This is a genomic window from Janthinobacterium sp. 13, assembly GCF_002749695.1.
Classification (GTDB): Bacteria; Pseudomonadota; Gammaproteobacteria; order Burkholderiales; family Burkholderiaceae_D; genus Janthinobacterium; species Janthinobacterium kumbetense.
In genome coordinates, this window is sequence record NZ_PEEQ01000001.1 from 4,755,698 (window position 1) to 4,769,308 (window position 13,611).

Genomic DNA, 13,611 nt, shown 5'->3' on the forward strand with positions numbered 1-13,611 from the left:
ATGCGCACATTACCTTATTATCAAGAAACAAGCGATTTCTGTTGTGTCAGGGCAAGTGCCAGGAAGTGTGTTCGGCGGCAAGGCAAGCATGGGGCCGGAGCGGGCTTTTCATATTGATGCCAAGCAAGATGTCGACATTCAGATTGTCGTGCGCAAGATAGTGCTGTATTTTAGCAATTCCTTAATTGCCAGTTCCCCATGCCATGAGTCAAAGCAGCCAGTTCTCCTTATTGTCGCAGCGCCGTTTCGGGCCCTTCTTCTGGACCCAGTTCTTTGGCGCCTTCAACGACAATCTGTTCAAGACGGCCTTGATGGTGATCCTCGCCTACGATGCGCTGAGCTGGACCACGCTCGACCCGTCCACCATCACCAACCTGATTCCCGGCCTGTTCATCCTGCCCTACGTCGTGTTTTCAGCCACGGCGGGCCAGCTGGCCGACAAGTTCGAAAAGGCGGGCCTGGCCCGTTTCGTGAAATGGATGGAACTGGCCATCATGGCCGTGGCCGCCGCTGGCTGGATGACGCATACCCTGTGGCTGCTGGTGGCCGCCGTCGTGGGCATGGGCGTGCATTCGACCCTGTTCGGCCCCGTCAAGTATGCCTACCTGCCGCAGCAGCTCAAACCCGAGGAACTGGTTGGCGGCAATGGCCTGATCGAGATGGGCACCTTTGTCGGCATTTTATTGGGCGAAATCCTCGGCGCCGTGTTGATCGTGCACAAGCCGCTGGGCGTGGAACTGGTGGCGGGCGCGACGATTGCCGTGGCCGTCTTCGGCCTTATCGCCAGCTACCGCGTGCCGCGCACGCCGGCGCCCGAGCCGGACTTGAAGGTGAGCCTGAATTTCGTCGCCGAATCCTTCCGCAACCTGAATTTTTCGCGCAAGAACCGGCCCGTCTTCCTGGCCATGCTGGGCAACTCGTGGTTCTGGTTCTATGGCGCCCTGATCCTGGCGCAGTTCCCCGTGTATTCGAAGGATTTCCTGCATGGCGACCACAGCGTGTTCGTGCTGCTGCTGACCGTGTTTTCCGTCGGCATCGGCACGGGTTCCTTGCTGTGCGAGCGCCTGTCCGGCCACAAGATCGAGATCGGCCTGGTGCCGTTCGGTTCCATCGGCCTGTCGCTGTTCGGCATCGACCTGTATTTCGCCAGCAATGCGTATGCGAATACGCAAGTGGTCGATGCGCTGGCCTTTGTCAGCCAGGCCGGCGTGCCGCGCATCTTGCTCGATATCGTCATGATCGGCGTCTTCGGCGGCTTTTTCATCGTGCCCCTGTTCGCCCTGATCCAGACGCGCTGCGACCCCAAGCACATTTCGCGCACGATCGCCGGCATGAATATCCTGAACGCCCTGTTCATGGTGGCGGCGGCCGGCGTGGCCATCGGGCTGCTGGGACAAGGCTTTACGATCCCGCAGCTGTTCCTCGTCACGGCCATTCTGAATGCGCTGGTGGCCGCCTACATCTTCTCGCTGGTGCCGGAATTCCTCATGCGTTTCCTCGCGTGGATACTGATACAGACCGTGCACCGCGTGAAAGTCGTCGATGGCGAGCGCATCCCGACGGAAGGGGCGGCCGTGCTGGTGTGCAACCACGTCAGCTATGTGGACGCCATCGTCATCATGGCGGCCAGTCCCCGTCCCATCCGTTTCGTCATGGATCACCGCATCTTCAAGATGCCGCTGATGGGCTGGATTTTCCGCACGGCCAAGGCGATTCCCATCGCGCCGGCCAAGGAAGATCCTTTCCTCATGGAAAAGGCCTTCATTGATATCGCGCAAGCGCTGCACGAAGGCGAACTGGTGTGCATCTTCCCCGAAGGCAAGCTGACGCGCACGGGTCAGATCAGCGAATTCAAGGGCGGCATCGCGAAGATCGTCGAGCGCAGCAAGGTGCCCGTGATTCCGCTGGCGTTGCGCGGCTTGTGGGGGCATCTGTTGAGCCATCGCAATGGCCATTTGTTCGAGCGCGCCTTCAAGGCGGGCTTGCGCTCGCGCCTGTCGCTGGCCGTGGGCATGCCCGTGGCGCCCGAGGCCGCCACGCCGGAACTGTTGCAGCAAAAGGTGCAGGAATTGCGCGGCAAGTGGAAATAGACGTTATTCCTTTTGCCTAGCGTCGCCTGTCCGCCGCGCGAGGCGCTGTTCCAGCAGGGCGGCGATGGCGGCGAAGTCCACCGGTTTCGTCAGGTGATGGTCGAAACCGGCTTGTTCCGTGCGTGAGCGCGCCTCTCCCCAGCCCGTCAGGGCGATCAGCAGCACCTCGCGCCCCTGCGCACGCTGGCGTATCTGGCGCGCCGCCTCATAACCATCCATGTCCGGCATGCCCAGGTCCATCACGACCAGTTGCGGCCACGACTTGTCGACGGCCGCCAGGGCTTGCGCGCCGCCATACGCGACACTGGCGGCATAGCCCTCGAGCTGGAACAGGCTTTGCAAGGCATCGGCGGCATCGAGGTTGTCGTCCACCACCAGCACTTGCACGGGTTGGCCAGCGCCGCTGGGTGTCTCGCTGCGGGCCGCCGCCGGCGTGGCCGGGGCGGCTGCCTGGGCGTCGCCGGCGCTGGCCGGCAAGGTGACGATGAAGCGGCTGCCGCGGCCGGGGCCGTCGCTGTACGCTTCGATGTTGCCGCCATGCATCTCGGTAAATTGGCGCGCCAGGCTCAGGCCGATGCCCAGGCCGCTGGCCATCTGGCCTTCTACCGTGCGCCCCTGTTCAAACATGGAAAAGATGCGCGGGATGGCGTCCGGCTCGATGCCGATGCCATTGTCTTCGACCGTCACCTGCAGCAAGCCTTGCGCCAGGCGCGCCGTCATGTGGATGTGGCCGCCCTCCGGCGTGAACTTCACGGCATTCGACACGATATTGGCAAAGATCTGCACCACCCTGGCATAGTCGGCGTGCAAGGTCACGGCATGCGGCGGCAACGCCTGCGTGATGCTGATGTGCCGGCTGTCGGCCGCGGGCTGGCACAGTTCGATCACATGGTCGAGTACTTGCTGTAAATCAATGTTTTCTCGCTGCAGCAGTACCTTGCCGCTGGTGATGCGCGCCACGTTGAGCAAGTCATCCACCAGCCGCGTCAGGTGCGTTACCTGGCGCTCGATCACGCCGCTGACCTTGCTGACCTGCTCCGATGCGGGATACAGGTGCTTGAGCAGGGCCACCGAGGTCTTGATGGGCGCCAGCGGATTGCGCAGTTCATGCCCGAGGCTGGCAAGGAATTCGTCCTTGCGCCGCTGCGTCTCGCGCACCTGGTACTGGCGCTGGCGTGCGCGCAGCATGGCGTGGGCCGAGGTGATCAGGGTCAATATGTGTACGGGGCGTTCCAGCAGGGTCAGGTTGCCCAGGGTGGCGACGGCTTGCCGCAAAGGCAGGGAATCGAGGCCCGCGTGCGTCAGCAGGATGATCGGCAAATCGGACCAGTCCGGTTGCTGGCGGGCGTAGGCGTCAAGCACGGCGTACACGCCTGCAGGCAAGGATTCGTCCACCGTCAGTACGCCGCCGGCGCCCAGCGCCAGCTGTTCGGCCAGTTCGCCGGCGGAGCGGCAGGCGTGGCTGGCGATGGCCTCGCCGGCGAGCACCCTGGCGGCCAGGGCGGCGTCCTGGCCGCCAGGCGCGTAGATCAGGATACGCTGCTCCATGGCAACTCCTAGGGGAAGGGCGTGCCGCCGATGGTGGGCAAGCCCGACAGGATGCCGTGAAAGCCGGCCAGGGCCGGGCCGATGCGGATGCCCTGCGGGCTGATCTCGAAGCGGCGGATGCTGCGCTCGTGCGCGCTGCCGCGTTTCTTGAAGACGGAAATGGCTTGCCGCACCTCGCCTTCCGTTTCGTAATAGCGCAGCATGATGACGCCGTCGGCCAGGTAGCTGGCATCGGCCGAGGTCGTCATCGAGGTGCCCAGCATGTTTTGCTGCACGCCGACGAGCAGGGTGGCCACGCCCCGCTGGCCCAGGTAATTGAGCAGTTCATGCAGATAGGTGCTCTGGAAGCGCTCGTCGGGCACGGCATGCATGTAGCCGTTCAGGCTATCGATGACGATGACCTGGGCGCCCCGTTCTGCCGCGTCGACCACGGCCTGGGCGAATTCTCCCGGTGTCAGCTCGGCCGGATCGACTTGCTGCACACTCAACAGGCCGGAATCGAGCGCCGGCTGCAGGCGCATGCCCACGTTGTCGGCCCGGTTCAGCAGCTTGCTGCGCGCTTCCTCGAACAGGAACATGGCGCACGGTTCGCCGCGCGTTATGGCCGCGTGCACGAATTGCGCCGCCAGGGTGGACTTGCCGCTGCCGGCCGGGCCGGAAATGAGCGTGCTCATGCCTTCTTCCAGGCCGCCCCCTGTCATGGTGTCGAGTTCGGGCACGCCGCTCGACAGGCGCCGATGGTCGCCGTCGCGGCGCGTGTCGGCCGCCACCAGGCGGGGAAAGACGACCAGACCGTCATGGGCAATCTTGTAGTCGTGCGTGCCGCTGCGAAACGGCACACCCCGGTATTTCACCACCCGCACGCGGCGCCGGTCATTGCCGTAGGCCTGGTTTTGCAGCTCCAGCGAAATCACGCAGTGGGCCACGCTACGCACCTGCAAGCCGTCGTCCAGCGCGGAACGGTCGTCGATCAGCAGGGTGGTGCAGTGCCGGCTGGCCAGGTATTGTTTCAACGCGACGACCTGGCGCCGGTAGCGCAGGGGGTTTTCCGCCAGCAACTGCAGTTCGGACAGCGAATCGAGCACGAGGCGGACAGGGCGGTGCTTTTCGATGGCGGCGAGGATGCGCTGGTTGGTCGAGGCCAGTTCGATTTCCGACGGGTGGAAGATGGTGTACTGGCGCTCGGGGTCGAGGATATCGTCGCCGGGCGCCACTTCTTCGATGGCGATGCCGGCCAGGTCCCAGCCATGCGACAGGGCCGCACCGCGCAGTTCGATTTCCGATTCGGCCAGGGTGATATACAGCACGGGCACGCCGCTGCGCGCGCCTTCGGCCAGGAATTGCAGCGCCAGGGTGGTCTTGCCCGTGCCCGGTTCGCCTTCGACCAGGTACAGGCGGTCGGCCAGCAAGCCGCCTGTGAGAATGGTGTCGAGGCCGGCAACGCCCGTCGACAGCAGCGGCGGCGCGTCCGGGCCGCTCGCGCCATCGTGCTGCCCTGTGTTTCGCGCCTGTGCCGTCATCGTTGCGCCCCCGCTTTGCCACGCCGTGATCACTATACTAGCGCGTCCGGCGCGGCATGTCTTTTCGATACCATTGGTAAATATTCATCGTGGCCGGGCGGGGGCGCGCAAGGCAGTGTTGCGTACGCGATCACGGTCTCAGCAAAAAACGCATTACCCTGCTACAGTAATCATTCAATCCAACTTTCCCGCTTTGCCGTTTTGCCGCCGCCCGCCCGCTTCCCGTTCGAATTGGCGGGCGTGCCGACGCTGTTGCTGCCTTCATTTCATTGCCTCATTGATAATTCAATTCGCTTGATAGTTACTATGTTTCAATTGTAACGATGCTTGACGATTTTAGAATGATCGTTCATTCTTTGATCTGCGTTAATAAATTTAGTCATTTCTAACGACACTAGCCAGCTTCTTTTTCAGAAAGTCCAAGATGCAACCAACATTTTCCTTGACGTCGCCGCGTACGAGCGGCGCTATTGCCGTTCTGTGCGCCACTGTAATCATGGCCGGCTGCAGTAAAAAACAGGAAGCACCTCACGCGCAGCAAGCGCCACAGGTGGTCGTGTTTACTGTTAATCCGGCCGCGTTGCCGATGAGCGCTGAATTGCCCGGCCGTACGAATGCCTACCAGGTCGCCGATGTGCGCCCGCAAGTCGGCGGCTTGATCCAGAAGCGCCTGTTCGTCGAAGGCAGCGATGTGAAAGCGGGCACGGCCCTGTATCAGATCGACCCCGCCACCTACCAGGCTGCCTATAATTCGGCCAAGGCCGCGCTGTCGAAAGCCAAGGCCAACCTGCTGACGGCCGGTCCGAAAGCCTCGCGCTACAAGGAACTGGTCGCCATCGAAGGCGTGAGCCGCCAGGAATACGACGATGCCGTCGCTGCGTTCGAGCAAGCCAAGGCAGACGTCGAGTCCGCCACTGCGGCGCTGGAAACGGCGAACATCAACCTGAAATACAGCACCGTGACGGCGCCGATCAGCGGCCGCACCAGCCGCTCGACCGTGACGGCCGGCGCGCTGGTCACGGCAGGCCAGGCCGACGCGCTGACCACCGTGCAGCAACTCGATCCCATCTATGTCGACGTGACCCAGTCGAGCACGGACCTGTTGCGCCTGAAGCGCCAGATGGCCGACGGCTCGCTGAAAAAAGTGGGCGAAGGCCAGGCCAAGGTCGACCTGATCTTGCCGGATGGCAGCAAGTACAGCGAACCGGGCAAGCTGCAGTTCGCTGGCGTGACGGTCGATCCGACCACCGGCAACGTGATCTTGCGCGCGCTGTTCCCGAACCCGAAAGGCGAATTGCTGCCAGGCATGTACGTACGTGCCCAGCTGGAAACGGGCGTCGATGAAAAAGCCATCACCGTGCCGCAAGTGGGCGTGACGCGCAACCAGAAGGGCCAGGCAACCGCCTTGATCCTGAACAAGGAAAACAAGGTCGAGCAACGCGTGCTGACCACCAGCGGCACCGTCGGCACCAACTGGCTGGTGACGTCCGGCTTGGCCGCAGGCGATCGCGTGATCGTGGAAGGCTTGCAAAAAGTCAAGCCAGGCGCACCAGCCGTTGCCGTACCGGCCAAGGCCGCTGATGCGCCTGCCGCTGCCGCCTCTGCCGCAGCATCGGCTGCCAGCGCCCACTAATTCAGGAGAATATTAATGGCCCGTTTTTTCATTGACCGCCCGATTTTTGCCTGGGTGGTCGCGATCGTCATCATGCTTGCCGGCGTGATTTCGATCCTCAGCCTGCCGATCGCGCAGTACCCGAGCATTGCTCCGCCGTCGATTTCGATCAGCGGCTCCTATCCTGGCGCCTCCGCCAAGACCGTGGAAGACGCCGTTACCCAGGTCATCGAACAAAAGATGAAGGGTATCGACGGCTTGCGCTACATGGCCTCGTCGAGCGATGCCACTGGCGGCATCAGCATCACGCTGACGTTTACCAGCGGCACCAATCCCGACATCGCCCAGGTGCAGGTACAGAACAAGCTGCAGCTGGCCACGCCACTGCTGCCGACGGCTGTCACGCAGCAAGGCTTGGTCGTGTCGAAAGCGACGAAGAACTTCCTGATGGTGTTCGGCTTCATTTCCGAAAACGGCAAGATGGACCAGACCGACTTGAGCGACTATGTGGCCGCCAACGTCGTCGATCCGCTGAGCCGCGTGCCCGGCGTGGGCGACGTGACACTGTTCGGTTCGCAGTACGCCATGCGTATCTGGCTCAATCCGGCCAAGCTGCAAAGCTTTAACCTGACCCCGGCGGACGTGATCACGGCCGTGCAGGCGCAGAATGCGGAAGTGTCGGCCGGTGAGCTGGGCGGCACGCCGTCCATCAAGGGCCAGCAGCTGAACGCGACCGTGTCGGCGCAAAGCCGTCTGCAAACGGTGGAGCAGTTTGGCGCCATCTTGCTGAAAACCACGACCAACGGCGCCATGGTGTACCTGAAGGACGTGGCCAGCATGGAACTGGGCCGCGAGAACTACAATACCGTGGCCCGCTACAACGGCCATGCGGCAACCGGCGTGGCGATCAAGCTGGCGACGGGCGCCAATGCGCTCGATACGGCCAATGCGGCGAAAGCCATGCTGGGCAACCTGAGCAAGCAATTCCCTGAAGGCATGAGCTACCAGGTGGCGTTCGACACGACCCCGTTCGTGAAACTGTCCATCGAAGAAGTGGTCAAAACCCTGGTCGAAGCGGTGATCCTGGTCTTCCTGGTGATGTATCTGTTCCTGCAGAACTTCCGCGCTACCCTGATCCCGACCATGGCCGTGCCGGTCGTGCTGCTCGGTACCTTCGGCATCCTGAATGCATTCGGTTACTCGATCAATACCCTCACCATGTTCGCCATGGTGCTGGCCATCGGTTTGCTGGTCGATGATGCGATCGTGGTGGTGGAAAACGTCGAGCGCGTGATGAGCGAAGAGGGCTTGTCGCCGCTGGAAGCGACGCGCAAGTCCATGACCCAGATCACGGGCGCGCTGGTCGGTATCGCCATGGTGCTGTCGGCCGTGTTCGTGCCAATGGCCTTCTTTGGCGGTTCGACGGGCGTGATTTACCGCCAGTTCTCGATCACGATCGTCTCGTCGATGGTGCTGTCCGTCGTCGTCGCGCTGGTGTTTACGCCAGCCTTGTGCGCCACCTTGCTGAAACCGGTCGAAAAGGGCCATCACGCGACCAACAAGGGCTTCTTCGGCTGGTTCAACCGCAGCTTCGATAGCAGCAGCAACAAGTACCAGGGCATGGTTGGCGCCATGATTACGCACCGCGCCCGCTCGATGCTGCTGTATGTGCTGTTGCTGGCCGGCCTGGTATTCATCTTCATGCGCTTGCCAACGTCGTTCCTGCCGGAAGAAGACCAGGGCATCCTGTTTACGCAGATTCAATTGCCGACGGGCGCCACGCAAGAGCGCACCCTGAAAGTGATCGAGCAGGTCGAAGACCACTTCATGAACAGCGAGAAAGATAACGTCGCTTCCGTGTTTGCCGTGGCCGGTTTCAGCTTCGGCGGTAACGGCCAGAATACGGGTATCGCCTTCGTGCGCCTGAAAGACTGGTCGCTGCGCAAGGACGTGGCGCAAAAAGCGCCGGCCGTGGCCGGTCGCGCCATGGGCAAGTTGTTGCAGATCAAGGATGCGATGGTGTTTACGTTTGCACCGCCTGCCGTGCTGGAACTGGGTAACGCCACCGGTTTCGACATGCAGCTGCAGGATATCGGCGGTGTCGGCCATGACGCCCTGATGGCGGCGCGTAACCAGTTGCTGGGCATGGCGTCGCAGAATCCGGCCATGGTGGGCGTGCGCCCGAACGGCCAGGAAGATACGCCGCAGTACAAGATCGACATCGACCAGCAGAAAGCGACCGCGCTGGGCCTGCAGATCTCGGAAATCAACCGCGTGCTGAGCGTTGGCTGGGGTAGTTCGTATGTGAACGACTTCCTCGACCGTGGCCGCGTGAAGAAAGTGTTCATCCAGGGTGACGCCAGTTCGCGCATGCTGCCGGAAGACTTGAACAAGTGGTTCGTGCGCAATACCGCTGGCCAGATGGTGCCGTTCTCGGCCTTCGCTACCGGCAAGTGGATTTACGCGTCGCCACGCCTGGAACGCTACAACGGCTTGCCGTCGGTAGAGATCCTGGGTACGCCGGCGCCGGGCCAAAGCACGGGCGCCGCCATGAATGCGATGGAAGAAATGGTCGCCAAGCTGCCGCCAGGCATCGGTTTCAGCTGGACCGGCGTGTCGCTGGAAGAGCGCGAATCCGGTTCGCAGACGCCGCAGCTGTACGCGCTGTCGCTGCTGATCGTGTTCCTGTGCCTGGCCGCGCTGTATGAAAGCTGGTCGATTCCATTCTCCGTGCTGCTGGTGGTACCGCTGGGCGTGATTGGCGCCGTGCTGGGCACCTGGTTCTTCGGCCTGTCGAATGACGTGTACTTCCAGGTGGGCTTGCTCACGGTGGTGGGCCTGTCGGCGAAGAATGCGATTCTGATCGTCGAATTCGCCAAGGAAATGCAGGAATCGGGCATGTCGCTGCTGGACGCGACCTTGCATGCGGTGCGTCTGCGCCTGCGTCCGATCCTGATGACCTCGATTGCCTTCGGCCTGGGCGTGTTGCCACTGGCTATTTCCAGCGGCGCCGGTTCCGGCAGCCAGAACGCCATCGGTATCGGCGTGCTGGGCGGTATGTTGACGGCCACGTTCCTCGGTATCTTCTTCGTGCCGGTGTTCTTCGTGCTGGTGCGCGGCTTCTTCTCGAAGCCGGACGCGCCCGCCACGCCGGCGACGCCTGGCTCGCCAGCCGTCACGCTTTCCAAGGATGCACATTAATATGAAAAAAACGCTACTCTCCATGGCGGCACTGGCCTTGCTGGCCGGTTGCAGCCTGGCTCCCACGTATGAGCGTCCGGCAGCGCCGGCGCCCACGGCGTGGCCGACGGGCCCTTCCTACAAGGCCGACACGGCCGCCGCCGACGCCAAGCCGGTGGCGGACGTCGCCTGGCGCGAGTTCTTTGCCGATGCGCGCCTGCGCCAGGTACTGGAACTGGCGCTGGCCAACAACCGCGACCTGCGCGTCTCGATCCTCAACATCGAGAAGGCGCGCGCCACCTACGGCATCGAACGCGCCGCGCTGATCCCGACCCTGTCGGCGTCCGGCGGCCAGACGGCCAGCCGCGTGCCGAAGAACGCCAGCGCCAACGGCGAAGCGTCCATCAACCGCCAGTACACGGCGAACCTGGGCGTGTCGGCTTACGAGCTGGACTTCTTCGGCCGCGTGCGCAGCCTGTCCGACAGTGCGCTGGAGCAATACCTGGGCACGGAAGAAGCCCGCCGCGCACAGCAGATCAGCCTGGTGGCCGAAGTGGCCAGCACCTATCTGAACCTGGTGGCGGACCAGCAGCGCCTGCGCGTGGCGCAGGACACCCTGAAGAGCCAGCAGTCGTCGTATGACCTGGCCGTGCGCCGCTTCAGTGCCGGTGCGACTTCCGGCCTGGACAAGTACGATGCCCAGACCAGCGTCGAGTCGGCCCGTTCCGACGTGGCCGTTTACACGAGCCAGGTTGCGCTGGATCAAAACGCGCTCGTCCTGCTGGTGGGCGGCCCCGTGCCGGCCGACCTGCTGCCGCAAGGCGAGTTCGGCGCCGTGACGGCCCTGGCGGACATTCCGTCCGGCGTGCCGTCGGACGTGCTGCAACGCCGTCCCGACGTGCTGGCGGCGGAGCGCACCTTGCGCGCTGCCAACGCGAACATCGGCGCGGCGCGCGCGGCGTTCTTCCCGCGCATTTCGCTGACGGCCACGGCCGGCTCGCTGAGCGACAACCTGTCGGGCCTGTTCAAGGCGGGCAGCGGCACGTGGAGTTTCATTCCGCAGATCAGCTTGCCGATCTTCGATGGCGGCGTGAACCGCGCCAACCTCGATATCGCCAAGGTGCAGCGTGAAATTTCCGTGGCGCAATACGAAAAGGCGATCCAGGTCGCCTTCCGCGAAGTGTCCGATGCGCTGGCCCAGCGCGGCACCATCGACGAGCGCCTGCAATCGCAGATTTCGCTGGTCGAGGCGTCGACAAAGAGCTACACCATCCATGACGCGCGCTACAAGCAGGGCGCCGAGTCCTACCTGAACGCCCTGGTGGCCCAGCGCGCGCTGTACACGGCGCAGCAAAGCCTGATCACGGCGCGCCTGGCCAAATCGACCAACCTGGTGACCTTGTACAAGGTGCTGGGCGGCGGTTGGCAGCCTGAGCAGACAGCCGTCGCGGCGGCTGGCGGCGTCCAATAATCACGGGGACGCCGACGCCGGCCTTGCCCGCAAGGGCAGGGCCGGCGCGCTACTGGAAAATCATGAACCAAGTTGAAAAGAAGCATCCGGATCCCGAGCGCGCCAACACGCGGCGCAAGCAGGTGCTCGATGCGGCCGAAAGCTGTTTCAGCCGCCGCGGCTTCCACGGCGCCAGCATGGCCGAGATCTCGAAAGCGGCCGGCATGAGCGCGGGCCATATCTATAATTATTTTGACAGCAAGGATGCGATCATCGCCGCCTTCGTCATGCAGAATACGGAGCGGGTGTCGAACCTGATGCAGGACCTGGCGCAGCGCGAAGACCCGCTGCAGGCCGTGATCGACAATGCGGGCGAGCATGTGCTCGAAGCGCTGGACCCGAAAACGTGGATGATGCCGCTGGAAATTTTTGCCGAAGCATCGCGCAATCCGGCGATCGCCGACATGCTGCAATGCTCGGACCAGCGCTCGCGCCAGTTGTTTCTCTCCATCATCCGCGATGCGCGCATCAAGCGCGGCTTGCCGGCCGATGAAGAGATGCTGGAAGGCCGCCTGAATGCCCTCGTCGCCATTTACCAGGGCTTGCCCGTGCGCTTCATTCACAATCCGGACGTGAAAGTCGAGCCGCTGATCGCAGGCTTCCGCATCGTCCTGACGGCGCTGCTGCTGAACGAATAGGCCGCTTGCCAGGGCCATGCAAAAAAGTTTGCGCAGTTCGATATGAATCATGCGCAAAGCATGGCAAAAACCTAAAAGCCTCTGCTATAATTCCCACCTCGTCGGGGCGTAGCGCAGCCTGGTAGCGTACATGCATGGGGTGCATGGGGTCGGAAGTTCGAATCTTCTCGCCCCGACCATTAGATTCAAGGAGTTACAGCGCAAGCTGTATAGAAACCCAGTACTGTATATTATACGTTTGTATAATATCGGTGCTGGGTTTTTCCGTTTACGTGCCGTATGATTTCTCATCGCTGCATTTCGACGGCTGCTATCGGCTGCAGATTCAATCGGTCAACGCAACACACTGTTCAAATCGTTGAGCCGGTGTTTGGTAGTGTAGCGTCTTCCTGGGGCGCTCGTTGAGTCGTCTGGCTACCGCATCGAGTTGCTCTTGTGAATAAGTAGAAATATCCAGCCCCTTGGGGAAATACTGGCGCAACAGGCCATTGGTATTTTCATTTGAACCGCGCTGCCATGGATTCTGTGGATCGCAGAAGTAGACCTGGATATCGGTGGCCAATGTAAAGCGTTTATGCCCGGCGAGCTCGCTGCCACGATCCCAGGTCAGTGACTTATATAGTTCCTGAGGCAGCCTGCGGGCATTGTCGATCAATGCGTTGACCACCGTTTCGGTATTCTTGGCCGCGACCTTGATCAGCATGACATAGCGCGTCTGGCGCTCAACCAACGTCACGATCTGGCTGTTGTGGCTGCCGCAGAGCAGGTCGCCCTCCCAATGCCCGGGCACTGCTCGATCCGCTGCCGTCGCTGGACGCTCGCTGATCGGCACGGCGTCGACAATTCTGCCGTGGTTGTCCGTCTTTTGGGTGTGATGACGAGAGCGGCGCATGGCACGCGTCCGGCGCAAGTGCTCCAGTAACTCCTTCTTTAGGGCGCCTCGGGCCTGGATATAGAGGCTGCGGTAAATGGTTTCGTGCGACACGTGATACTCCTCGTGGCTCGTGAACAGCTGCTTGAGCCAACCAGCAATCTGCTCCGGCGACCACTGCAATTGGAGCTTGCTGGCAACCATGTTGGCCAGCATGCGGTTCTTCGTCAGCTTACAAGGTTTGGGGCGCCGCGTCTGATCCCAAGCATGCTGATCCGCCTGAGTTGCACGATATGCTTCGCGGCCACCATTGCGCTTGAGTTCCCTGCTGATGGTCGATGGTGCGCGTCCGAGGCGTCTGGCAAGTGCGCGAATGGATACGCCGGTAACGATGGCACGCGATACCTCCTCGCGCTCGGCCAGCGTCAGCGCCAGTCTGGAACGGCATCGCTGCGCTGGCTGTATGCCACCAGATTCAGCCAGAATCCGCTGTATCGACGAGTGATTCCGATTAAACAGCTGGGCTATCATCTGCAGAGAGTCGCCTTGCTTCCAGCGTTCCCACATCAAGGCCTTCTGCGTCTCGGTGTAATAAATGCGTGGTTTCTGTTTCATCTTCAACACTCCTGTAACCTAGGAATT

General features: G+C 62.2%; 8 protein-coding genes and 1 tRNA gene. 6 read left to right on the forward strand and 3 right to left on the reverse strand.

Features of this window, described 5'->3' with window-relative positions; all coding sequences use genetic code 11:
- Window positions 1-203: 203 nt before the first annotated feature.
- Window positions 204-2,090 carry an MFS transporter gene (locus CLU94_RS20890; RefSeq protein WP_099667032.1) on the forward strand — a complete coding sequence of 629 codons (1,887 nt, stop codon included), beginning with the start codon at window positions 204-206 and terminating at the stop codon, window positions 2,088-2,090.
- 3 nt (window positions 2,091-2,093) lie between these two features.
- On the opposite strand, the gene CLU94_RS20895 is transcribed toward CLU94_RS20890, so the two are convergent.
- Together CLU94_RS20895 and CLU94_RS20900 are read right to left on the reverse strand one after the other, a co-directional pair.
- Complete coding sequence (locus CLU94_RS20895; RefSeq protein WP_099667033.1) at window positions 2,094-3,638, reverse strand: hybrid sensor histidine kinase/response regulator; 1,545 nt, start codon at window positions 3,636-3,638, stop codon at window positions 2,094-2,096.
- Window positions 3,639-3,646: 8 nt separating this feature from the next.
- A complete protein-coding gene (locus tag CLU94_RS20900; protein ID WP_099667034.1) occupies window positions 3,647-5,158 on the reverse strand; it encodes an ATPase domain-containing protein in 1,512 nt (503 codons plus the stop codon).
- A 424-nt stretch (window positions 5,159-5,582) separates the two neighbouring features.
- Here CLU94_RS20900 and CLU94_RS20905 point away from each other — a divergent pair, with 424 nt between their 5' ends.
- From CLU94_RS20905 to CLU94_RS20925, 5 genes are all read left to right on the forward strand, one after another.
- Complete coding sequence (locus CLU94_RS20905; protein WP_099667035.1) at window positions 5,583-6,791, forward strand: efflux RND transporter periplasmic adaptor subunit; 1,209 nt, start codon at window positions 5,583-5,585, stop codon at window positions 6,789-6,791.
- Between the two features lie 15 nt (window positions 6,792-6,806).
- Entirely contained in the window at window positions 6,807-9,971 is a 3,165-nt protein-coding gene (locus tag CLU94_RS20910; RefSeq protein WP_099667036.1) for an efflux RND transporter permease subunit, read from the forward strand.
- A 1-nt stretch (window position 9,972) separates the two neighbouring features.
- On the forward strand, window positions 9,973-11,421 hold the full coding sequence (adeC, locus tag CLU94_RS20915; protein WP_099667037.1) for an AdeC/AdeK/OprM family multidrug efflux complex outer membrane factor: 1,449 nt from the start codon (window positions 9,973-9,975) through the stop codon (window positions 11,419-11,421).
- A 62-nt stretch (window positions 11,422-11,483) separates the two neighbouring features.
- Window positions 11,484-12,098, forward strand: a complete 615-nt coding sequence (locus CLU94_RS20920; protein WP_099667038.1) for a TetR/AcrR family transcriptional regulator — start codon at window positions 11,484-11,486, stop codon at window positions 12,096-12,098.
- A gap of 102 nt (window positions 12,099-12,200) precedes the next feature.
- Window positions 12,201-12,277 (forward strand) — tRNA-Pro (locus CLU94_RS20925).
- A 146-nt stretch (window positions 12,278-12,423) separates the two neighbouring features.
- Here the strand turns inward: CLU94_RS20925 and CLU94_RS20930 are convergent.
- Entirely contained in the window at window positions 12,424-13,584 is a 1,161-nt protein-coding gene (locus CLU94_RS20930; RefSeq protein ID WP_099667039.1) for an IS30 family transposase, read from the reverse strand.
- Window positions 13,585-13,611 lie beyond the last annotated feature (27 nt).